This is a genomic window from Legionella israelensis, from assembly GCF_004571175.1.
Taxonomy (GTDB): domain Bacteria; phylum Pseudomonadota; class Gammaproteobacteria; order Legionellales; family Legionellaceae; genus Legionella_D; species Legionella_D israelensis.
The window spans coordinates 969,638-993,236 of record NZ_CP038273.1 but is presented as its reverse complement, the minus strand read 5'-3'; the positions used below and the strand labels follow the sequence as shown (position 1 = coordinate 993,236).

Genomic DNA, 23,599 nt, shown 5'->3' with positions numbered 1-23,599 from the left:
ATGTGAAGAATAACATAATTTACTCATCTTACGCAGCACCTATGACAGGAGCAAGGGATAAATGCATACGTCAAGTTGAGGTTATTTAGCTAGGGTGGTTGAATGCTTCCTGTTTATCATCCTCGTTTTGCACGGTATTTTCGGCATTTTGGTTTTTATGGTTAATGGCCTTTTGAAAGCGGTTTTTGTATTGAGAAGTATTTTCCAGTTTGGAGACTTTGTTAAGAAAATCAGCTTCCACATCTTTAGCGATATAAACGGTATTGCCTTCCTGATATAATTTGGTTTTATTGCGATATCCCATTGCATCGCTGAATGCACGTGCCTCCTCTTTGGAATTAAAGGTTAATTGCATGGAATAATCGATTACCCCCCGTGTATCCTGACTGATCAAATTTTGCGCATATAATATGGACGGAGGGTTATCGATGTTTTTGCCGTTGTTCTGAACAATATCCTTGCACTTTTTCTCCACTCCAGTTAATGCTGTACCTTTAAGTTGTTCTAGTGGCGGCAGCTCATAATGTGGATGGATATTTTTTTTCAATAGGCCGCTCACCGTTTCTTGAGAAAGATAGATTTTATTTTCAATTTGTAATAATTTTTTTCGATCATTCAGGGCGACCAGGTGGTTATGTCCGTAAACTGCTGTAAATTCAGGTTGACTTTTTAGGAGTGGAGTCATCGCTAAAATTCGGTACTATTGAGTTGTGAAAAACAATAACTATCGAAGGAGATTAGCGATGACGGATTACAATATTACAGTTGGAAAGGAATTGCTTCCAGAACTTTTATCAAGCCAGGATGGGCTCGCAAAGCTTGTTGAAGGTGTATTGAATCAGGTATTGGAGGCACAGGTGTCAGAAAGTCTGGGAGCAGACAAGCATGAACGTTCAGGTGAACGTATAGGCTATCGTAACGGTTACCGTCCAAGACAACTATACACTCGTGTGGGACCAGTCACTCTTCAAGTGCCGCAGACACGTGATGGCTCTTTTTCTACCGATATTTTTAAGCGCTATCAACGCAGTGAGCAGGCTTTTGTATTGGCTCTGATGGAAATGGTTGTTAATGGCGTATCAACCAGAAAAGTTAATAACATTACTGAAGAACTTTGCGGTGCTAGTTTTTCAAAGTCAACCGTCAGTCAACTGTGTTCTGGTCTTGATGCAAGAGTCAGAGCCTTCAACGAGCGTCGGTTTGATGGTGACAACTACCCATTTATCATGGTTGATGCGATGTTTATCAAGTGTCGTGATGGTGACAGAGTCGTGTCTCGAGCAGCCTTGACCATCTCGGGTATCAGAAGTGATGGCTACCGTGAAATACTGGGCCTTCGCATTGGTGACACTGAGAGCTATGCTACATGGGATGAAGCGTTTAAATGGCTAAAATCTCGTGGGCTAAAAGGCGTGATGTATGTTGTGTCAGACCAGCATGCAGGGCTTGTGGAAGCGGCTAGAAAGCACTTTCAAGGTGCAACCTGGCAACGATGCCAAGTTCACTTGATGCGCAACATCCTCGGGCACTGCTCTGTCAGACACCGCAAAGATGTTGCTGAAAAGGCAAAGCTTGTTTTTCAGGCACCTGATATGGAAGAAGCCAGGCGTAGACGCGATGATTTTATTGATGCCTTTGAGAAAAAAGCACCAAAATCAGTTACCTGCCTTGAGGAGGCTTTTGACGATGCCATGGTAGTTATGGCGTTGCCGGAGAAATACAGGAAGCGACTTCGCACCACCAACATGCAAGAGCGAATTAACGAGGAAATCAGGCGCCGAGAACGAGTGATAAGGATATTTCCTAATGATGATTCTGCATGGCGGCTGATTGGCGCTTTATTAGCTGAACAAAACGAGCAGTGGCAATCAAGGCGTTATCTTAATATGGACGAATTTAATGACTGGCTGGCTGAGAATGAAGCCGGAAAGTCTAATGTTGTAGGGATGAATGCTTTGACTAAATAACGTACTAACTTGATAGGCTGAATTAATGGGAATTTACAGCACTTTTTGGACTTGACCGACCAGGTTATTGAACTGTAAGGCTTGTTTTGCATCTTGAAAGGTTAATTCAACAGGATAGTTTTGCTGGGTTTTATCTTTATTGTTATCCCATTGATAATGCCCTTTTTGCAGGTGCACGTTTTTAAAGGCTGAACTGGATGATAATTTTTGTTGCAGTTCATCTTCGGGCGTTTTTTTAACCACTTCCCTCGCTTTTTTCTCTTTCTCAAATTGAGAGATAAACTTTTGATCACATCGATTCATTTCCGCTAAGGTTTGCAGCTTTGTGCTTTTATCAGAAGAGATGATCGCATCTACAGCAATACCCGTGCCGTCGTGTTTGAAAGCAGAATGATCTGCGCTGTGTTGGTAATTTAAATTGGCATGACTAGGAGCACCACCTAATTCTTGTGGCAAAGCCACTTTGCCAGCGTTCATATCGCCGCCAATAACAATGTCGATGTTGTGTTGGGCTTTTATCTGATTAGCATCGCGTATGAGTTCCTGCAAGTTAAGACGATTTTGCTTTGATAGAGCACTTTCAGCATGAACATTAACCATAAGCCGCTTGTTACCATGAGCATCTTCAACCAGGCTAATGAGCGCTTGTCCCGTGGAAGGCGGTTTGTTTTCGTATTTTTCCTGCAGTTTTTTGACTTCCTCTTTTAATGCTTTATCCTCTGGACTTTTAGCTTGGGCTGAGGGATTTTTCAGAGAAAAGGTTAAATTACCAAACTTGTGAGTCCCGTTTTGATGATATCTCATTTCGAGAGTTTGTTTGGGGTCAAGATATTTTTCTATGGCAGCAACGAATTTTTTTTGTTGCCCATCCGGTAACTCCTGAAGCATCCCACTATCAATGACACCTTCATTTATTTTTCTGGCAATGGCATAGGCTTCCATTTCTAATCCCTTCGAAAGATTTTTTTGGGATGGATCAGCATTGTCTTTATCGAGATTCCATATCAATGTCTTACCAAATAAATGTGGATGATGATCAGAATGGACGGGTGAACTTGGATTGTTCTTAAAGTTTTTGGTCATTTTGGTAATTTTTTAGAATAATATTATTAATTATACTAAATGAATTACAATCTGCTTGTTTTCTGTTGTTTTTTTCTTCTTTTTAACAATTCAAAACAATAATAAATACTTTGTCAAAGGGGTGAGGAGTTTCCTTCATTAACGATATGGATAAAACCAGTTCGTTATTTTTTCAGGTACAGTCCTTATGCTTTGAATGGCATCTTTCGCTACATTGAAAGAAGTGTTCATTGCACTACTACCAAAAAAGCGTATTCGCGAAGCATAAGAATCTGCATCGTGCCCTGTTCCGGTAGAGGGTATATGTGAAGATGCTGTAGGACTTCCATCAGGTGTATGACGGCTTGGGAATATATAGCTGTGTATCTTACTGATGAGGGAGCTGACCTTCCTTGCCGCTTGAGCTCCCAGCGATTCGCTGAACATCCTGCTCAATAAACTCATGCTTAAAAAAGCGAGCAGGTAGACTGATTTCTCATACATACTATCGGATTCATGTAAATCCAGAAGTGACATCATTATGCCAAGCGTATTGACCATGATTCGTACGATTTGAAAATAATGACGAAGATTTTGATTAAAGATATTTGTTGATAGCTCGGAGCTTACCAATAACAGGCAAAGGGCTGGATGTATTTTTTCACATGTGAGGAGAAGTGTGGATATTGAAGTGGTTGAAATGAAACGAGCTAACTCATTGCTCATCATGTTTTGCTCGTTGAGCTTAATTTCAGAAAGAAATGTAGTCATAAAGCGTTCAGCCATCCCATTGACAGCCCCCCACAAAAGTGCTTCATAGTATAAAGCGCCGGGGCTGTCCACCCGAGTGGATAACGAAGGGTCATAAAGTCGGGTACAGATTTCTGTATCCAAAGGACCTGGCAAAACAGCAAAATTTCCTGCATCACAGATCTCTTGAGTGGTACAGAGATTGCTTGTGGTTTGTATCAACGAGATATAGGGCATGACGGAACAGCCAAGTCCTTGCGGAGTCATTTTTAACCGCTCTGTAATAGAAGAAATATCATGAAGATGAGCAAGACCAATGGCATGACCAAATTCGTGAGAAACAGTATGAACGTCATAGACAGTCGTAATATTGGACGGAAGACAAACCACCGCCTTATGAAACGTGATTCCATTAAATAAAGAATAAATATATTCAGGAATCATAACTCCATGGGCAGTGGCCAGATTATCGCAAGCGGAAACCACGATCCCAGGCTCGTCGAGGTTAATGTTTTCTACCCCTTTGAACTGAATATGATTCCCACAGGCTGTCTGCCATTTCTCAAGAATGAGTTCTACTATGTTGCGAGAGTTGCTGCTTAAATGACTGATAGTTACATTAGCACCAAAATGGGAATAAATAGAGGTTTTAATGTGATCAGGGATGCTGGCAAGATTAAAGGTATAGTTAACGACCGTGTAGGTGGATGTGCTTGCCCAGCGAGCCAATAACGATTTGCGAAATTCGTTATTTGATAATTGACCGCAGTGTTCGACAATGTTTTTGCCCATGGATATACCTTTTTAATAGGTTTTTTTACTGTGAAATTGGAAATAAATCATACCATATTTATGTTAATTATTTAAGCAATTGAGTTATTTTGATTTCATAAAGAGTTAAATTTTTTCTTGTATTTCAAATTAAAGTCAATATAGAATGGCCGCAACGATTTATTGCCTTCAGCGACTGTTTTTTATATTATGAATATTCAGCATTTTTTTCAGGACGAATCATGAAGGGAATAAAATATGTTTTTGTTATCTTACTTACGGTTTTGCTGAGTAACGTTCATGCTGCAGAAAACAGTGCCCCTTTATTGAAAATCAGCAAGGTAACCACTGCGGCCCAACAAAGTCAGCTCACTCCCAAGCAAGCATTGGAACGACTGAAGCAAGGGAATCAACGTTTTTTAAAAAATCAGATGAAGCAGCGTGATTATCTTGCTCAAGCCAAACAGTCAGCTTATGGACAATATCCCTGGGCAGTTGTATTAAATTGCATGGATTCCCGCAGTGTGCCAGAGTTTTTCTTTGATCAGGGGCTTGCGGATTTATTTACACTCCGTGTCGCTGGCAACGTACTCAATGAAGATATATTAGGCAGTCTTGAATTTGCTAGCAAGGCAGCGGGAGCAAGATTGATTGTCGTTTTAGCCCATACTTCCTGTGGAGCGGTGGCCGGAGCCTGTGAGGGTGTAAAACTGGGGCATCTTGACCATGTGCTGGATAAAATAAAACCGGTAATAGCTTCAGCAAAGAAAGAAAGCGGTTTAAACAATTGCGATGATCCTAAATTAATTAACCAAATTGCTCGCAAAAATGCGCTGGCTGTTGCCAATGAAATAGAAAAAAAGAGCCCCATCATCCGTCAATTAATGAAAGAAAAGAAGATTGGGATTGTGGTAGGTATTCACAATATTCAAACAGGTGAAGTTGTTTTTTATGAGGATAATCGTTATTTGCCTGAATAGGATTAAATGAGCTTATAGTTTCAGTTGGAGGTAAAGCTTTAGATCTTGTTAACCATACTGTGAACTCGACCCATGAGAATAACCAAGATCTTTATCTTTACCTTTACGGTCATTTTTTTCTATTCTAGGAAATATGGAAACTTTACTCACCTCATTCTTTTCGACATGAATCTGTGAGGAGAGATTGGGTATTAATTCATAGATCAAATCAGCTTCTATTTTCACTTCATAATCTTCTGATTCCAGTTGGTTTTTAGCTGTCTCAATCAAGTTCATAGCATCAGATTCATCGCGTAAAGGATAACAATGGTTTTTACTGAAAGAGTACAGATCCATAAAGGCCTTTTTCAAATAGTCGGCTTCATTCTGATGTTCTTCATGCTGTACCACCTTATCGAGTTCCAACATGATTCTTAACATCGTTTGGTACACCTGTTTTGAAAGTGAAAATTTATAACATTTTAAAATTCCGCTTGAAAGAAGAGGAACATGGTTTTGATAGAGACTCATAAATCCTTTGGTGTTTTCAATGTATTTTTGGACGGTATTTAAGTAATATTCACTGCCCTGAGGGTTTAAGTCCGTTTCTGCCTTTTTATAAGCAAAAACCCCCTTCTCTTTTCCTTTTAAATAGCCTTGAATATAAAAATCAAGGATATTTCTTGGCTTAACGTGTACCGTATTATAAGCGGCATCCAGATGGAGCATCTGGGTAACATTATCTAAATGAGTGCAGTATATTTTTTTTCCTTTATGATAATAAAAAAGGGCATTTTCATCGGGTTCTTCAAGCATTAAGAGCTGATTATTCATTTCTTCAAAAAAAAGCTCAGGCTCAATATGAAAACGTTCTTTCACAAAGGCTTTAATTTTATATTGAACATTGCTTGTGACCTGATGATTGGTTTTATCACAGAGTTTAGCTAACTGGGCTAACAATACCATTCGGTAAAAAACAAATTCAGAAGAAAGACCGGCATGCTGTTCTAAAGGATCAATTCCTTTGGAGCTCGGTTTAATTCTAGGGTTTAAAGAATAGAGGATTTCATAAGAATTATTTAAATATTCATCGATATTATCGCTCGTTAAGTCTAATCCCTCATTTTCACTCGGAATACCTAGCATGTTTAGAAGCCTTGCATCGCCTCTAAACCATTTCTCTATTTTAGAAAAGGGAGCATTGCTATAAATTTCTTGAGCGGCGTCACATAATTCAGCATAGGGATTTTCATGACTTTCCTGTTTTTGATGATCAACTTTTGGAGTAAGTTTTTGCACCATGCCAAGATCAGCCTCAAATCCGCCTAATCCCCCTTCGTTTATGGGTAATTTATAAAATGCTAACAATTCTGCTGGAGTAACTTCTACAGAGGCCGCTATTAAAATTACTTGTTCCTTGATTTTTTCAATGAGGCCGAAGGCCTGAATGGTGTCTTGATGTTCCTCAGCCAGTAAATATTCTTGTGTATCTTTAATAAATTTTTTTAAGCTTTCGACATTTCCTTCCCTAATCTCGGAAATCAATTGCTCTGTTTGTGTATCACTTTCAGTCACCAGCTTTTTGAAGGTATCACCTAAATCGATCTCAATGGCTTTGCTGTGGCGATAGCGAGCCGCATATTCCCTCAGCCAGCTATCTGAGGCGCCTTTGGCTATCATTTTTTCTCCAAAGCCAAGAAAACCCTCATCTATTTTTTCAAAATCTTTGCTTTGTTTAATATCTGACTCCGAAGTTTCCTTACGTTCTACAATTTCTTCTTGTAGACGCAGGAATTCATCGTCAATTTTATCAACGGCTTCCTGGATGGCCTCACGATTGGACTTACTGCGCTTGTAATGAATTTTATCTACCTTGGTCACCAGTAAATAAGTGGCAACCGCTGCCACGGCAAAGCTGACCAAAGCGATTGCCGCAATACCCCAGGTGATAGGACCTCCCAGAGCCAGTGCCAGGGTACCTAAAACCAAGGCTCCGACTAAAACTCCACCCATAGTCGCTGTTACTTTGGGATATTTTGTAAAGAAACGAGGTTCATTCATTTCCTGAATAAGATATTCACGACAAAGTGACATGAACTCCAATTGGATTTTTTGAGAATAATTTTGTCGGACTTTAGGGGAGTCAAAAAACTGATGAAACCATTTTTTAAAGAAGGAGGCCTCCTCCTCTTCGATGTCTTTTGTATGGACATCATACAAGTCTTTAAAACTTTGATTAAAAAGCCTGCTTAATTCCCGCAGGAAATAAGCCTCGATAGCTGCATCGATGGCTTTTTTATTTTCTTTTTCAAGATTTGCTCTTCTTATAAATTCTGCTCTAGCATCGCCTTCAAGAGGATTGTCGGTGATTTTGCCCAACAGAAGCATTTCGCGAAAATGAAAGAGTTTAATGACTTCTTTGGAGAGCTCTAAGGATTTGTTTTTGATTTGCTTTGATAAATCCTCTTCCTTTTCAATTTGCTCCTTAAATTCTTCAAACGTCTTTCCTTTATCGCCTTTCTCTGAATCTTCGAAGGCTTTATAAAGAACATAGGTGGTCAGTCCGGCCAAGGCTACGGAAAAAGAGCCAATGACCGTTTCTTTAGCGATTGAAGCAGGATCTCCACTGCCGAAATCAAGCATGTTTTTGATAGAACCTGTAATCCCGCTACTGGCAAGGTTTGAGCCTAAAAAAAAGAAAGAACCCAGTCCGCCTCCAGCAAGTGCTGCCAAAGCGCCATCACCGACTTTCTGACTCAAATCAGGTAAATCGGTAATATGACTTAAATATTCATTTTGCAGTTTCCTGACTTCACCGATTTCATTCATCCAGGCTGAAATTTTTTCGGGCTCTATATCGTTATGATCCAGATTGGCTACCATTCTGGTTTCAAGCAGGCGTTTATGGTTTTGTTTAATCGCTTCGATAATTCGCTTTTGTCGGGGAGTTAATATCGGCATAATTATTCACTGGCAATTAATTTTCACATTATCTATATATTACACGCTAATTATTATGTAAACATTATGTTCAAAAATTTCAATCATCATGTAATTAATGTAATTCCATAGGGTTGTACATATCTGGTGCAATGGACGGTTTGAGTGATGGCTTTTCAGCAAAGAAGCCTTTGCTCACTAATCCTGAAACATCTTGCCGTTCAGTAGAGATAAATACGGTCTGAACAGCAGGAGCGGTGGCTGCCTTACGCATTTCATCTACCGGTGTTGAGGCGCCTTGACGAAGCCTTTCCGCCATTTTTTCATAACACTCACTGACGGCATACGTTCCAGAAGAAATACTGTGCTGGTTGTTTCGAATGAAACCGTCTCCTCGGGCCAATATTTCATTGGCGATGACATCGGCTGGACTCCTTAATCCAACTCTCACCAAAGTTCTTGAAAACATGGTGGTTAATCTGCCAAGGCCATGGGGGATTCGTGTGACATCCTTAGCCAGCTTATCTCTTAAATCCCGCCAGGGCTGTAAGGATGCGCTTACTGGAGACAGCAGGCAACGGACGAGCAAAGGGATGTAATTTGTGATGATGGTAATGGTTCGACTGAAAATGGATTTTTCTGATTGCGGATAGAAAGCGTCCTTCAAACCTTTTAAAAAGGCTTCCTTATTTTCCATACCCTCAAACAAGTGACGTGCCAATAACAATAAATCGCGTTTATTTTTATTCTCCAGTTCTGGTAGCAAGTCCTGATGTTCAGTCAGCATGTGCATAAATTGCAATCGCTTCACTTCCATAGAAGGAACTTGGCTTAATTGTTGTTCGGCTTTTTCTTTCTGCTGTCGCAAATTCAGCTCAATGGATTTATCATGAAGTAATTTCTTTTTATAGGTTTCTATGGTTTCGGGCGCTGCCTGGGGAAATTGCTCTTTAAGCATCATGTCCAGAGAAGAGGTTAAATTGTCCACATCGGCTTTGGACTCTCTTGCTTCAAATAAATCCACCAGAAGAAGTGCAATTTTGCCGCCGGCAAATGCCCAGCCCACGTAAGGGGCAGTTCCTACATCGTCTTTAATGTATTCACTGAGAAAAGGAACATCCAGTACATTGGCCAGGGTGTAACCTAATCCTACGGCTAAAGCACCATAGACAAGTGTGTTTGCCGGATTTTTTTCAAATTGTTTTGCACCTGTAGCAAGCCAGCTGTCACCACCATGAAGAGCGGCCTCAAAGGTGGCGGAGAATAATTTGGCTTGAGTGAATCCTGAGGCAATGGCGGATGACATGTTCCCTTTGGCCATCATGTTTCCTAGAGCTTGGGAAAAAGCAATGTATGAATGGGGTAAGAATGAAACCAGGCCAGGTGCCAACACGGCGAGTCCACCTGCGGCATAACTGGCTGTGAAAATCAAACCGGTAAAAGGGTGCTTGGCATGGATATGATGGACAAAGGTATCGTTAACGGCTTTAATGCCTGAGCAACTGGCATTGAAAATATCCTGCCATTCCCCTGAGCCTAGATGATAGGGAACATCAGCCAGAACCCGACTTGACTGAGTTATCATCGAGGCCTCATTTATTGGCTTTTCAGTAATTACTTCCTGCTCTTTTTTATGAATTGTATGTAAGGTGGTTTCCCTGATTTCTCTTAGCCTGACAAATTCCTTTTTTGCCTGAGATATAATGTCTTCAGATTTTTTGCTGTGATCGCCGCCCCAGAAACCAGTCTGAAAATCTGTTACGAATTCATCAAGACCCTTCCATTTCAAGTTTTGAACAGACATTCGTAAGCCGGTAAACATATCAAAAAACGTATTACCGATAAAAGCACCTATTTTTTGCCCCAATATAGTGCCTGCGGAATATTGTGTGAAAGACCAGTGTTGATAAAGATCTTTGATTTTCTCATTTTCAGGCGCTCCTGTGTCGACTTTAATGGTTAATTGAGAAGCGAGAGAAGGAAGCTTGTATTTTCCGAGTGTGAGCAAACTGACCAAAAAGCCTAAAGGAAGATCAACGGCCAACCCAAAAACAGTACCGGTGATAAGATTGGTGATACCTGCAGCCATTCTTTTAATGGTAAATCCGGCAGAGCCATTCGTTTGCCATTTGGTAAAGCGGGTTTGACGGAGCCTTTGGTCATAGCTCGTAAAATCGAGTTTTATACCTGTGCGATCTATGGCAAGAATAGCTTGAAGAGTGCTTTTGATTTTTTTTTCATCATGACCTAAATGACCGAAGTCAACGGCAATGGTATCGCCATTATCAGGATATAAACCTTGATGCTCAGGTAGAATGAAGTTATGGGGATCGGCCTCATAATCCCTCAGCTCCTTTAATGCATCTTCACAGGCATTGTTCAGATCACCCCGTAGTAAAGATTTAGCACTACGACTATAAGTGATGTTTTGATTTAACTCTTGCATTTTGAGTATAGTGGCCATACTCATTGTTTTAACAAGAGTCATGATGGAAGAGGAACCCGTAGGTTTGAGTAGCTCTTTCAGTTTTTCTGGCTTTTTGATCTTCTCGACTTCTTCTTGTAATGCTTGAAGAATATTAATTTTTTCTTCATAAAATCGGCTGATTTTTTTGCTCGCCTCTTTGTCATATTTAGTTAAATAAATTCTATCTGAGATGCTGTTTTTTTGTTGTTGAAGTTCTTTAATGGATTTTTCAATACTGGCTTTAATGCGTATTTTTTCATTTTCAATACCGGCAGAAGGATTAAAGGTATTGACCAGTCTTTCTAGATTTAAAAGGGCTTCCATGCTGTTTTGAGCAAAGTTAACCAATTCCTCTTTTTCTTTGTACTTATTGGAAACAATGCCTCTGCCGTATGCCCGGTTTAACACGCGCTGTCGGTATTGTCCTAGGGCGGCAATGGCTTTGGCCGTAGGTGACTCTACAGGAAGCAAGCCGTAACGGGTAGCTTCCTTTAAGGCATGAGGTGTGGCATGCCAGACAAAACTTTCTGTTTTACCGTTTTTTTTAATGAAGTGTATTGCGCCTGCCCGATCTAATTTTTCTTCTTTTTTTGTGTAATACACAGTTTTTCTGGAAAACAGGATACCAGGAAGACTGGATATAGTTGCCATTTCCAAATGACTCTCAGTGCTTTTTTTAAAAGCAGCAAGTCTTGCTTCCTGTTGTTGTTGCGCAAGTTCTTTTTTGTTGGGCATGGTCTTTCATAAAAATACTTACATTGTGTTGAAAATTTTAACACTATAATCTTAAGAACACATTAACTCGACTTTAGCCATTTTTTAGGGATCGAATCCCCGCTACTTGGATCCATACGGAGCATCGCATGGACACCTGCGGTCGATGCCGCGGTAATTCGTGCCATTCTATTTTCTCAAGTCATCGATTTACAGCGACTTTGATAAATATAACGATGCGCTTCTATGCTCTTTAATCTATTGCTTTCCTTTACTTGAAAAATGACTAAAGTCAAGCAAATTAAGTTTTTCATTTTTTCTGGTTAAAAATTTAACTTTAAGTCAAACTATCTTTTACCCTCTTATTCACTGTTATGTAACCGCGCTTTCTACCTAAATGAAATTCTTTTTTATCTAAAAAAAGATGTAGCTGAGCAATGTCAGAGATAGGGATAGATTAAGCTAAAAAAAACGTTGCTCCAATCATCACGGGGAAGGATATAATGGCTCCGGAATTACTAACGCTTGCCTTTTGAATCGGTCGAATGGGTACGGTTTTATCAAATAAATTATGGCCTAATAAACCGTCACTGGCCATGATGCCTACTTTTATAAAGGCGGCAAATTTATCTTCGATTGGCATCATTAAACCGGTATATAAGCCGCCAGACAAACTTGAACTGCTTTTATAGAAAATGACGCTGGATTTGCCATTAAAAGTCACTAAAACACCATTGAGAAAGTCATTTGAAACAATAACTTCAGGACGATAACTGATACCCAGTTTCGCACCTAAAAAAGGATGAATGAATCGTTTAAATAAGAAAAAATAGCCGTCAAAATAATAAGTGCTTGTTAAATAAGCAGAATAAGACTCATACTTATCATAAGTCTGATCAAAAAAGCCAATGCGGGTCTGGCGCCGGTATCGTTGACTGTCGGCATAAGTTCCTTCAAATTCAAGACCCCATTCAAGGTTATTGGTATAAGCGAAATTAAGTCCAAGACCATAGAAATAATGAGTGCCAAACAATTTATCAAAATAATAATCGTTACCAGCGCCTAATACTCCGGAGGGATTGAAACCGCCGTGGATATTGGTTCCGGAAAAACGCAATACGGTCGAGGATTGAGTAAATCGCGTATCACTGGCTCCTCCATTGATGGACAGATTCCATTGTCCTTGTTTTAATGGGTGATGAACCATATCGCCCATGGAACCGGCAAAAGCCAGTGAAGCAATTAACCATCCAATAAGAGCGGTAATATAATGTTTTATTTTGAACTTATTCCTCATAAAAAGATTCCCTTCTTTTAAACACATTTATTATTCCATAAGATTTAAATTTGAGAGATTACATTAAACTATAAATTTAAAAAGGATATAAATATCACGGTTTAAAAATGAAGTGAAGAAAAACCAGAGGATTTGATAATGGAAAAATCAGCCTCATGAGTGGTTCTCAGAGGCTGTCTGTGATTGGAGGGCATTTAAAAACGTTAATGAAAAAATCAATATTTTGTGACTTCTATTTTTTTTGGAAAAGCCCCATAGGTTAATCCAAGCACAAAACCATAAATAATATGGAGAACGAGAGTAGCTATAATCACCTGAAGCCCTAAATTCATTCCAAAAAAACCATGGGCCATGACCGGCATATAGCCTATCATCATTAGAAACCAGGCGATAATTCCAAAATATATTCCACGTAACCAGTAACTTCCTTTTAAGGCAGGTACTAAGATGACAAAAATTCCTCCCCAAATGAAAGTGCCCACACCAAAGTGCAGTATCCAACCCACAAGTACGTTTTCTGTGCCAAAGAACTGGTTAAAATCCTGTATAACATTAAATTGTGGCATAAGCCCCATTTGTTCCTTAAGCATCATTAATACAGATAAAACCACTGTGGCAACAAAGCCTGCAATAAAACCTGCTAAATATTTATTCATTTATGCTTCCTTTCTGTTTAATGGACGTCCTTTTATATATGCCAATTTAGGGCCTGTCGACAATCAGTATTTTCGGCTGTAAATGGATCTGATTTGCTCAAATTTTAGCTTGAATTCGTTAAATAGAACTGGCTATTCGCCTCATTCAAGCTAAAATTTGAGCTAAATCATATCCATTTTCGCTTCGAAAATCTAATTGTCGACAGGCCCTAGTTTAGTTGAGATAAATAATAAAAATCAACAGCCTGGTTTATAAACGTTGCATAATTATTTTCATCTTTCTATTTTTGAATTAATTACTCATGTTACTCAGCTTCGTCTTTTTTGCCTCCAAGTCTTCTAAAAAATATTGTGCCGCGTAACATGAGTTTTTTTCAAAAAAATTCATTGGGAGAATATGATATGGAAATACAAAAAGGTGCATGCAGGATTGAACTTGTTAAAGATGACATTACAAAGCAATCGGATATGGATGCCATTGTCAATGCGGCTAATGCTGAGTTGACAATGGGGGGCGGTGTGGCCGGTGCGATTCACCGGAGCGCTGGTTCCGAACTCGAAAAGGAATGTCAGAATTTAGCGCCCATTAAGCCTGGCGAAGCGGTGATAACCCAAGCTTATAATTTACCTAACCAATATGTCATCCATTGTTTGGGGCCTGTTTATGGAGTAGATAAACCTGAGAAAGAACTTCTTGCGCATTGTTATTTGAATGCTATTGAGCTGGCAGAAAGCAAGAAGATAAAATCCCTTGCTTTTCCCTCCATTTCCACGGGTGCTTTTGGTTATCCTGTTGAAGAAGCCGCGAAGGTGGCCTTAAACGTCTTATCAAAAAAAGTAAATGAACTCAAGCATGTAAAATCGATACGATTTGTTCTATTTAGTGAAAACGACTTGCAGGTGTATAGGAAGGCATTAAAAGAAGTTTTTAACGAGTAATTTTTCTTACAGGCTTCGACTTTAGCCATTTCTAGAGATCGAATCCCCGCTACTTGATAGCGGGGTCCATGCGGAGCTTCGCTTAGATGCCGCGGTAATTCGTGTCATTCTATTTTATCAAGTCATCGATTTAAAGCGACTTTGATAAATATAACAATGCGCTTCTATGGTCTTTAATCTATTGCATTTCTTTACTTGAAAAATGGCTAAACTCCAGATAGGCAATACCTGCAATTTTATTTTTCTGGAGGGCATGAATTTTCATTTGACAATGATACTTTATCAAAGTTACAATGCGCTAATGTTACAATACGTTAATACATTATTATGAAATCATCTTTATCAAAAAAACAAGATGCCCTTCATCAGCTCATGCATGCTGTTAGTCTCTTAAACAATGAGAAAGAAGTTGAATCTTTTTTTATGGATCTATGCACTCCTGCAGAGCTTGAAGCAATGGCTGATCGTTGGCAGGTGGTTCCTCTCTTGCGAAAAAACATGTCTTATCGAGCCATTCATGAGGCAACCGGGGTCAGTGTGACCACCATTACCAGAGTTGCACGCTGTTTGAGCATGGGTAGCGGAGGGTATCAATTAATGATCGAACGTCTGGATGAATCATGAAAAACCGTTTGCGTTTAGCCTTACAAAAAAAAGGTCGACTGGCCGAAGAATCACTTAATTTGCTTGAGCGTTGCGGTTTGAAATTCCGCATGAAAGAGAATGCCTTGCTTGCGCATGTGGACAATTTCCCTATCGACTTATTGTTTGTGCGGGATGATGATATTCCTACCATGGTTTTTGATCATCTCTGTGACGGAGGTATTGTCGGTGAGAATGTTCTCTTTGAAGCAGCTCTGGCCTTACCTGGTAAATCCTACCGATCGCTTTTAGGTTTAAACAGTTGCCGTTGTCGATTGTCTCTCGCAGTTCCAGAAGGTTTTACCTATCAAGGAGCAGGAAGTCTCGATGGTAAACGAATAGCAACCAGTTACCCGCATCTGCTTGCCGCTTATTTACAGAAACAGAGAATTTGTGCTGAATCCATTGTTCTGGCCGGCTCTGTGGAGGTCGCCCCTCGCATGGGTATGGCAGATGCCATCTGTGATTTGGTATCGAGTGGTCAGACCTTGGAAGAGAATAAGCTTGTTGAAGTGGAAACGCTCCTTGAGAGTCAGGCGGTTCTCATCCAGGCAGACAACGAAAGATCCGCTTCCTTTTCAGCATTATTTGATATGCTGAAAAGACGAATAGAGGCTGTGCAACAGGCAGCTGAACGAAAATACATTCTTTTTCACGCACCAAAGCAAGAACTTGCCCGAATTTGCGAAAATCTTCCCGGAGCTGAATCCCCCACCATCATGTCTTTACCTGCTCATCCGGATAAAGTGGCTGTTCATGTGGTATCGAGTGAAGCAGTGTTCTGGAGTACCTTAGAAACCATAAGAGCTTTAGGCGCCAGTTCGATTTTGGTGTTGCCCATTGAAAAAATGTTGGAGTAAGTTTGATGTTAACCATAAAAAATTGGCTGTTTCTGTCAGCTGAAGAACGTAAAAGCGCTTTAGCGAGACCTGAGCAAAGCCGGGCATTCACCTCTCAGGTCAGCGTCATTATAAATGAAGTGAAAAACAGAGGCGATGAAGCTTTATTTGATTTTACCCGTGAATTTGATGGCGTCGAGCTGCTGAAGCTACGAGTATCTGAAAAAGAGATTCAGCAGGCTGAGATTGAGCCTGTAGCTATGCAATCCTTAATGACAGCTATAAGAACCATTACAAACTACCATGAAGCAGCGCGTCCTTTAAATCAAAGAATAAGCACAAGCAATGGCGTTGAAATTGAGCGGGTTTATAAACCTGTCTCCAACATCGGCATGTATGTGCCAGGGGGGAATTTCACACCTTTAGTTTCTTCCTTGTTGATGCAGGCTATTCCTGCCAAAGTAGCCGGTTGTCCTCAGCGTATTGTCTGTACGCCGCCCGACAGAAATGGCGCAGTGAATCCAGCTTTGCTTGTTGCTGCCAGACTTTGCGGCATTGACACCGTTTTCAAGGTGGGGGGAGCCCAGGCCATTGCGGCAATGGCTTATGGAACTGAATCCATCGCTAAAATGGATAAACTCTTTGGGCCTGGCAATGCATTTGTGACGGAGGCCAAAACGCAGGTAGCAGCCGACCCTGCCGGGGCCGCCATTGATATGCCGGCAGGGCCTTCTGAAGTCATGGTCATTGCAGAAGATGAGGCAAATCCCATCTTTGTAGCGGCCGATCTACTGGCACAGGCCGAACATGGTGAGGATTCACAGGCCATTTTGCTCTGTGAAAGTGCTCAGTTTGCAGCCCAGGTTAAGGAAGCTGTTACGGAACAAATAAAGACTTTAAGCAGGAAGACGATCATTCAGCAAGCTCTACAACACAGTCTGATTTTGGTCTGTCCCTTTGATGAGCAGGTCCGCATTATCAATACTTATGCGCCTGAACATCTGATCCTTCATCGCTCCGATGCCAGTGATTGGATACCATTCATCCATGCTGCGGGTACGATTTTTATCGGTGAATGGGCAGCGGAAACCCTGGGCGATTACGTCACTGGAAGCAATCATGTGCTTCCAACGAATGGTTACGCCCGTCAGCATGGAGGGCTTAGCACCATTGATTTCATGAAAGCAGTGAGCGTGCAATCCATTACTTCCGAAGGCATCCGAAGCATTGGCCAGGCCGCTATTACTCTGGCCTTAATGGAAGGTCTGGATGCTCATGCGAGCGCTGTGCGCTTGAGGTTAACTAGCTTGGGAGCATAAGCATGTCGATTATAGATTTAATACGTTCCGATTTGAAAGCAATTAAACCTTATGTGCCAGAGGAGGTTAAGAATTGTCGCTTGCATGCGAATGAGTTGCCATGGACGCCTGTGCCTTTTAATCAAATCTGTTTAAATCGTTATCCCGAGACAGGAGAGCAAAAAGGACTTCAGGCAAACCTTGCCGATATGTTTCAGGTGAATCCTGAGCAAATGCTTTTAACGCGCGGAAGTGATGACGCCATTGACCTTATCTTTCGTCTCTTTTTACAGGCAGGCGTCGATAGTGTTATGCAATGCCCGCCAACTTTTTCCATGTATGCCTTCTATGCTCGATTGCAGCGGGTAAAGCTTATTAATTGCCCATTGTATGAAAAAGAAGATTTTCGCTTATCCATTGACCGCTTGTTATCGGCCTGGCAACCAGATTGTAAGCTTATCATGTTATGCCGGCCCAATAATCCGACAGGAAGTATGGTGGAATTAACAAGCATCGTTGCTTTATGCAAGCAAATGAGCGGGCAGGCTATCGTTGTCGTTGATGAGGCTTATATTGATTTTGCTGAGGCTCCTTCAGCAAGCGGCTTGCTTTCATCCTGCGAAAACCTGATTGTCTTGCGTACGCTTTCTAAAGCTTATGGCCTGGCGGGACTTCGTCTTGGCGCCATCATCGCTCAGGCTGAGGTTATTGAAGTCCTGAAGTCCATCATGCCGCCATATACCCTATCAACTGTAGTTGTTGATCTCGCAAAGCGCGCATTGGCTGATAAAGGCTGGTTTCAAAAAAAGATTCGATTGATTATAGAGGAACGTGCCAGATTGATGAGACAGTTTGCACAGTGTGTATGGATCAGTAAGGTCTATTCAAGTCATGCTAATTTCATTCTTGTGGCCAGTGAACACGCCGCTTCATTAAAGGAATGGTTTGCCAAACAAGGCATTGCTGTGCGTCATTTCTCGGAAGATGCGTTGCATAATATGCTTCGCATCACCGTTGGGGATGAACGCGAGAATCAGCATTTGCTGAGCTGTTTACGTTCTTTCAGGGGGTAGTATGGAAAAGATTTTATTTATTGACAGAGATGGTACTCTTGTTGAGGAGCCGTCTGATTTTCAGGTGGATGCTCTAGATAAAATTCGCTTGTGCGCGCACGTGATCCCATCCCTATTATCCTTGAAAAAAGCCGGATATCGCCTGATCATGGTCAGTAATCAGGACGGTTTAGGAACACATCTTTTCCCCCAGCTTGCCTTTCAACAAGCACATGATTTTATTTTAAATTTGTTTTCCTCCCAGGGAATTAAATTTAGTGAAGTTTTTATTTGCCCTCACCAGCAGGAGGATAATTGCCATTGCCGTAAACCAGAAACTGGATTGCTGGATGCCTTTTTGCGAAGCACGCAGATTGATTATGACAATTCCTGGGTTATCGGTGATCGAGAAACCGATAAAAGGCTGGCAGAGAACCTTGGTGTTGCCTTTCTTCCTGTTAGACATGATCATGGTTGGCTGAAAGTGGCAGAAACCATTTTAAATCGTAAACGAAGGGCATGCCATAGGCGCAAAACTCAGGAAACCGATATTCAACTTTCATTGACTCTGGATAGTCAATGCCGCAATGAGATCAAAACTCCTATTGGCTTTTTTAGTCATATGCTGGAGCAGATTGCAAAACACGCTGGGTTTTGTTTATGCATTGAAGCCAGTGGCGATCTCGATGTAGATGAACATCATCTTATTGAAGATACTGCCATCGTGCTGGGAGAAGCCTTGAAGCAGGCACTAGGTGATAAGCTTGGCATCACTCGTTATGGTTTTACCCTACCTATGGACGAATCATTAGCCTCGGTTGCCATCGATTTAAGCGGACGTAGTCACTGTATCTTTGAAGGTCAGTTTACTCGTGAATCTGTTGGAGGTATGGCCGTTGAAATGGTACCGCATTTCTTTAACTCTTTAGCTCACAGTTTAGGAGCCAGCCTGCACATTACGGTTCGCGGGGAAAATCATCACCATATGATTGAGGCCTGCTTTAAAGCCTTAGGTCGCGCTTTGCGCCAAGCCATTCAGCAAGTCGAAGAAGCTGTTATCCCATCGACGAAGGGGGTTTTATGATTGCTGTTATTGATGTTTGTGGCAACAATCTGACTTCTTTAACCAATGCTATTCATCGTTTAGGTTTTAATTGCCTGTTAACGCATGATATTGAAGAAATCCGCAACGCAAGTCATGTGATTTTACCGGGTGTGGGAGCGGCTGAAACGGCAATGACAGCACTTTATTCTCATCATTTGGTTCCCTTACTGCAAACCTTGTCTCAACCGATGCTGGGAATCTGTCTCGGAATGCAGCTCTTGTTTGACAAGAGTGAAGAAGGCAATGTTGAAGGTTTAAAACGGATATCCGGTACGGTTCGCAAGCTTTATGCAACAGAAAATTATCCTGTACCGCACATGGGATGGAATCAATTGATTTGGACAAAAGATTCCCCGCTTTCTCATGACTTAGATAAAGAAGAACATGTGTATTTTGTACATGGTTATGCTTTGCTCGACAGTCCTTATACGGTTGCCCAATGTCATTACGGCCAAAACTTTAGCGCCATTGTGCAAAACCGAAATGTATATGGGATGCAATTTCATCCTGAAAAATCGGCGCAAACCGGACTGAAATTACTGAATAATTTTTTACAACTGGAGAAGGCATGTTAATCATTCCTGCTATTGATATTTATCAAGGACAATGCGTCAGACTCAGGCAAGGCCGGTTTAACGAAATGACCATTTACCCGGAAAGACCTGAAACATTGGCTGCCCGATACACAAAGCAAGGAATAAAGCGTTTACATCTGGTGGACCTTGAAGGTGCGAAGGCAGGAGAGATGAAGCAATTACCTTTGATGAGTACTATTGCCGCCTCAACCATCAAGGTTCAGGCAGGTGGGGGCATCCGTAGCCTTGCTACGGCAGAGGCTTGTCTTAAAACAGGCGTTGAGCAGCTTGTCATTGGCAGTATCGCTGTCACCGACAGGGATTTGACGTCCAAAATTATTCAAAAAATACAGCCGGAAAGGGTGATTTTAGCCTTGGATGTGAGAATAGAGGACAAGTTGCCGCAACTTTCTGTCCATGGATGGCAAACGTCTACCAAGCATCATTTATGGGATGTGGTCAGTGAATATCAACAATTGGGGATTACCCATATTTTATGTACGGACATTGCCTGTGACGGCATGATGAAAGGTCCTAATTTTAACTTATATGAAGAGGCAATTGAGCGATTTCCTGCTGTTCGCTGGCAGGCTTCTGGAGGTGTTCGTCACTGGCAAGATATCCAGGCGCTTGAAAAGCTGGGAGTAAATGCAGTCATTTTAGGACGACTGCTTTATGAGTCTGATTTTGATTTATCTGGAGCTATTGATGTTAGCGAAGCGAATTATTCCCTGTCTTGATGTTTATCGTGATAAAGTGGTAAAAGGCATACAATTTCGTCATCATCGGGTGGTGGGTGATATTTTATCCCTTGCCTCGACTTACTCAGAGCAAGGCGCTGACGAGCTGGTATTTTATGATATTACTGCAAGCAGTGATGAGCGCAGTGTTTGCTGTCAATGGATTGAAAAGGTGGCGGCAGCGATCCATATTCCTTTTACCGTTGCAGGCGGCATACGCTCGATTGAAACGGCAAAGCAAATCCTGAATGCTGGTGCGGATAAATTGTCTTTAAATAGTCCTGCGCTTGAAAATCCATCGCTTATTGATGAGTTAAGTCGTATATTTGGTAGCCAATGTGTCGTCATTGGCATTGACAGCCAATGGATAGAGGATGATTACTACGTCTATCAGTACACCGGTGATGAAAGAAAAAGCAAAAACACGAAACGCAGGACTGTGGATTGGGTGAAAGAAGTTCAGCAGAGAGGCGCTGGTGAAATCGTGCTCAATTGCATGCAGTCGGATGGTGTACGGAAGGGATATGACATTGAACAATTATCAAGGATACGTGAATTAACTTCTGTTCCTTTGGTGGCCTCAGGTGGTGCAGGCAAAATCGAAGATTTTATCCAGGTCTTTTCAAAAACAAGGGTGGATGCAGCTTTGGCTGCCAGTGTTTTTCATGAACAAATATTCACCATTCAAAAACTTAAACAGCAACTTGCAGTACATCAAATCGAGGTCAGGTCATGTATGAATTAATGAATAAGCTGGATTGGCAGAAAATGAATGGACTTATTCCGGCAGTCATTCAGGATGAGCATACAGGACGAGTGTTAATGCTGGGTTATATGAATCGCGAAGCTTTAGAGCTTACGCTAAAAACCGGTCAACTGACCTTTTACAGTCGCAGTAAACAGCGCTTGTGGCGTAAAGGTGAAACCTCAGGAAATACCGTTGAAGTTAAAAGCATTTCAACCGATTGTGACGCTGATAGCCTTCTCATTATGGCCAAGCCGGCTGGTCCATGTTGCCATCTGGGTGAAGAAAGTTGTTTTCAAGGCAGCAATACCCAGCCGCCACTGATTTTTTTACAGCAATTAATTCAACTCATTAAAAGTCGTTCAGAGCAAACGGTTGAAAATAGCTACACCAATCAATTGTTCTATGCTGGCGTTAAGCGTTGTGCGCAAAAAGTGGGTGAAGAAGCCGTGGAAACGGCCATTGCAGCCGTCAGTGAACCACCTGAGTTCTTTTTAAACGAGGCGGCTGATTTAATGTTTCATTTCCTGGTATTACTGCAAGCATGTGAAACAGATTTTTATGAGCTGATGGCGGTGTTACAGGCGAGACATCATTGATGAGGCCTGCAATTATTTTATCGGAAGGGGCCTGGGTTCTGTGCACTTATCTTTTAGTGAATGAGGATGGCAAAAAATTATAGGACAAAAAACAAGAGTTCCTGACAGTTGGTTCATTAGCTTTTATACTGGAGCTATCCTCAATAGCTTTTAAAAAAAATGAATACACATCAAGTTAAGCTCTACGCATACAATCCTGAATGGGTCATTAAATTTGAACGCTTAAAATCCTGGTTGAATCATGCGGCTTTAGAGTTTTTTGCAGATGTCCAGCATATCGGCTCAACATCTGTTCCAAACATGCCAGCTAAAGATATCGTTGATGTTCAATGCGCTATAAAATCTTTTTCCTTCATCCCTCAAATTCAAGAAAAACTAAAACCGCTTGGTTTCACAATGATGGAGGGCATTAAACAGGATCATGTTCCTTTCCATGAGATGGATTATTTTAGCCCTGAGTGGGAAAAAAGATTGTTTAAGGGTGTTCTTGAAGGGCAAAGCTATCATATACATCTAAGACTTATAAACAGCGCAAACTGGCAATTTGCATTGGCGTTTAAAAAACATATAAGCCATCATGAAAAAGCAAAATATGCTTATATTCAATTAAAAGAAAGGCTCGTCGATGCTCAGGTTGACGCCTATCATTATTGTTTGCTGAAAGACAGTTTTATCGATTTAATGTCATTGCAATTTGATACATAGAAGGGTGTTTTGATGTCTTCTGAAAAAAATTTTAATCCTTATCAACCTGAATATGTGTCTTTATTTGAGGCACTTTATGGTCAACATCTGATGTCATTGGGCGGTATCAATGCCATAGAAAATATGTTCTCCGATATCCACTTAGCTTGTTTAACAGCTCTTGATGTCGGTTTCGGCATTGGAGGTGTAGCTTTTTATTTGGCCAAAAAATACAAGATGCAGGTGTTTGGTGTGGAAATGTATTCGTGGATGGCCCAGTATGCCGAAGAGCATGCACCAGAGGAGCTTGCTGGCCAATTGCATTTTAAAAGGTATGAAGAAGAGGAGAAAATACCTTTTTCTGCAAAGAAGTTTGATCTTGTATACAGTAAAGGGGTTTTAAATCATGTTTCCAACAAAATACCATTATTTCAGCAAATACATTCCTGTCTTAAGGGTAAAGGTCATCTGGTGATAGCGGATTGGATATATCCAAAAGCGTATCATTGCATGAAAGGACCTTTGGTAAAGGAAACGGAGGACTCTTACCGCTTTGCCTTAAATGCCAGCGGGTTTGATTCCATAGAATTTCGTGATGACAGTGAGCAGTTTGAGGCATATGTTCTGTCTTTTTTAGACAATCTTGACCTTCAGCGGGTCTTTATCAGTGAACATTTTGGTGAAAAGGTATTTTTGAGCATCAGAAGCGATCATTTAAAATTGCTGGAGAATATTCGACATAAAGACAAGATAGCTGTGCGTATTCTCACCAAAAAATAAAATTGCTTTTATTTTCGG

Annotated in this window: 21 protein-coding genes; 14 read left to right on the top strand and 7 right to left on the bottom strand. The window is 41.0% G+C overall.

All coding sequences use genetic code 11. The features are described 5' to 3' along the window. Positions 1-85 precede the first annotated feature (85 nt). A complete protein-coding gene (locus tag E4T55_RS04375) occupies positions 86-685 on the bottom strand; it encodes a hypothetical protein (protein WP_058500739.1) in 600 nt (199 codons plus the stop codon). Between the two features lie 58 nt (positions 686-743). Here E4T55_RS04375 and E4T55_RS04370 point away from each other — a divergent pair, with 58 nt between their 5' ends. Next, the gene (locus tag E4T55_RS04370; RefSeq protein ID WP_115325208.1) at positions 744-1,967 is read left to right on the top strand and encodes an IS256 family transposase; all 1,224 of its coding nucleotides are present in this window, start codon (positions 744-746) and stop codon (positions 1,965-1,967) included. A gap of 33 nt (positions 1,968-2,000) precedes the next feature. Here E4T55_RS04370 and E4T55_RS04365 read toward each other — a convergent pair whose 3' ends face one another. Together E4T55_RS04365 and E4T55_RS04360 are read right to left on the bottom strand one after the other, a co-directional pair. Further along, positions 2,001-3,050, bottom strand: a complete 1,050-nt coding sequence (locus tag E4T55_RS04365) for a hypothetical protein (protein ID WP_131780746.1) — start codon at positions 3,048-3,050, stop codon at positions 2,001-2,003. A 138-nt stretch (positions 3,051-3,188) separates the two neighbouring features. Further along, on the bottom strand, positions 3,189-4,571 hold the full coding sequence (locus tag E4T55_RS04360) for a zinc metalloprotease (RefSeq protein WP_058501112.1): 1,383 nt from the start codon (positions 4,569-4,571) through the stop codon (positions 3,189-3,191). 221 nt (positions 4,572-4,792) lie between these two features. Between E4T55_RS04360 and E4T55_RS04355 the strand changes: the two genes are divergently transcribed. Further along, complete coding sequence (locus E4T55_RS04355; RefSeq protein WP_058501113.1) at positions 4,793-5,530, top strand: carbonic anhydrase family protein; 738 nt, start codon at positions 4,793-4,795, stop codon at positions 5,528-5,530. A gap of 48 nt (positions 5,531-5,578) precedes the next feature. On the opposite strand, the gene E4T55_RS04350 is transcribed toward E4T55_RS04355, so the two are convergent. The 4 genes from E4T55_RS04350 to E4T55_RS04335 form a co-directional block, all read right to left on the bottom strand. Then, positions 5,579-8,470, bottom strand: a complete 2,892-nt coding sequence (locus tag E4T55_RS04350; protein WP_058501114.1) for a phage tail tape measure protein — start codon at positions 8,468-8,470, stop codon at positions 5,579-5,581. Between the two features lie 94 nt (positions 8,471-8,564). Next, positions 8,565-11,651, bottom strand: a complete 3,087-nt coding sequence (locus E4T55_RS04345; RefSeq protein WP_058501115.1) for a hypothetical protein — start codon at positions 11,649-11,651, stop codon at positions 8,565-8,567. Between the two features lie 436 nt (positions 11,652-12,087). Further along, complete coding sequence (locus E4T55_RS04340; protein ID WP_131780747.1) at positions 12,088-12,927, bottom strand: hypothetical protein; 840 nt, start codon at positions 12,925-12,927, stop codon at positions 12,088-12,090. A gap of 215 nt (positions 12,928-13,142) precedes the next feature. Beyond that, positions 13,143-13,583, bottom strand: a complete 441-nt coding sequence (locus E4T55_RS04335; RefSeq protein WP_058501117.1) for a DUF6789 family protein — start codon at positions 13,581-13,583, stop codon at positions 13,143-13,145. A gap of 402 nt (positions 13,584-13,985) precedes the next feature. Between E4T55_RS04335 and E4T55_RS04330 the strand changes: the two genes are divergently transcribed. From E4T55_RS04330 to E4T55_RS04275, 12 genes are all read left to right on the top strand, one after another. Then, on the top strand, positions 13,986-14,522 hold the full coding sequence (locus tag E4T55_RS04330) for a macro domain-containing protein (protein ID WP_058501134.1): 537 nt from the start codon (positions 13,986-13,988) through the stop codon (positions 14,520-14,522). Positions 14,523-14,849: 327 nt separating this feature from the next. Next, on the top strand, positions 14,850-15,146 hold the full coding sequence (locus tag E4T55_RS04325; protein WP_058501118.1) for a YerC/YecD family TrpR-related protein: 297 nt from the start codon (positions 14,850-14,852) through the stop codon (positions 15,144-15,146). Continuing rightward, the gene (gene hisG / locus E4T55_RS04320; RefSeq protein ID WP_058501119.1) at positions 15,143-16,024 is read left to right on the top strand and encodes an ATP phosphoribosyltransferase; all 882 of its coding nucleotides are present in this window, start codon (positions 15,143-15,145) and stop codon (positions 16,022-16,024) included. Before E4T55_RS04325 ends, hisG begins: the two co-directional genes overlap by 4 nt. Before the next feature lie 5 nt (positions 16,025-16,029). Continuing rightward, positions 16,030-17,322 carry a histidinol dehydrogenase gene (gene hisD / locus E4T55_RS04315; RefSeq protein WP_058501120.1) on the top strand — a complete coding sequence of 431 codons (1,293 nt, stop codon included), beginning with the start codon at positions 16,030-16,032 and terminating at the stop codon, positions 17,320-17,322. A 2-nt stretch (positions 17,323-17,324) separates the two neighbouring features. After that, the gene (gene hisC / locus E4T55_RS04310; RefSeq protein ID WP_058501121.1) at positions 17,325-18,374 is read left to right on the top strand and encodes a histidinol-phosphate transaminase; all 1,050 of its coding nucleotides are present in this window, start codon (positions 17,325-17,327) and stop codon (positions 18,372-18,374) included. Position 18,375: 1 nt separating this feature from the next. Beyond that, a complete protein-coding gene (hisB, locus tag E4T55_RS04305; RefSeq protein ID WP_058501122.1) occupies positions 18,376-19,437 on the top strand; it encodes a bifunctional histidinol-phosphatase/imidazoleglycerol-phosphate dehydratase HisB in 1,062 nt (353 codons plus the stop codon). Further along, the gene (hisH, locus tag E4T55_RS04300) at positions 19,434-20,033 is read left to right on the top strand and encodes an imidazole glycerol phosphate synthase subunit HisH (protein WP_058501123.1); all 600 of its coding nucleotides are present in this window, start codon (positions 19,434-19,436) and stop codon (positions 20,031-20,033) included. The genes hisB and hisH overlap by 4 nt, the downstream gene beginning before the upstream one ends. After that, positions 20,027-20,773 carry a 1-(5-phosphoribosyl)-5-[(5-phosphoribosylamino)methylideneamino]imidazole-4-carboxamide isomerase gene (gene hisA / locus E4T55_RS04295; protein ID WP_058501124.1) on the top strand — a complete coding sequence of 249 codons (747 nt, stop codon included), beginning with the start codon at positions 20,027-20,029 and terminating at the stop codon, positions 20,771-20,773. Before hisH ends, hisA begins: the two co-directional genes overlap by 7 nt. Beyond that, positions 20,742-21,518 carry an imidazole glycerol phosphate synthase subunit HisF gene (gene hisF / locus E4T55_RS04290; RefSeq protein WP_058501125.1) on the top strand — a complete coding sequence of 259 codons (777 nt, stop codon included), beginning with the start codon at positions 20,742-20,744 and terminating at the stop codon, positions 21,516-21,518. The genes hisA and hisF overlap by 32 nt, the downstream gene beginning before the upstream one ends. Continuing rightward, entirely contained in the window at positions 21,518-22,117 is a 600-nt protein-coding gene (hisIE, locus tag E4T55_RS04285; RefSeq protein WP_418287822.1) for a bifunctional phosphoribosyl-AMP cyclohydrolase/phosphoribosyl-ATP diphosphatase HisIE, read from the top strand. Before hisF ends, hisIE begins: the two co-directional genes overlap by 1 nt. Positions 22,118-22,276: 159 nt before the next feature. Further along, positions 22,277-22,822, top strand: coding sequence for a GrpB family protein (locus E4T55_RS04280; protein ID WP_058501126.1), 546 nt, complete (start codon positions 22,277-22,279; stop codon positions 22,820-22,822). A 12-nt stretch (positions 22,823-22,834) separates the two neighbouring features. Continuing rightward, positions 22,835-23,581 carry a class I SAM-dependent methyltransferase gene (locus E4T55_RS04275; protein ID WP_058501127.1) on the top strand — a complete coding sequence of 249 codons (747 nt, stop codon included), beginning with the start codon at positions 22,835-22,837 and terminating at the stop codon, positions 23,579-23,581. Positions 23,582-23,599 lie beyond the last annotated feature (18 nt).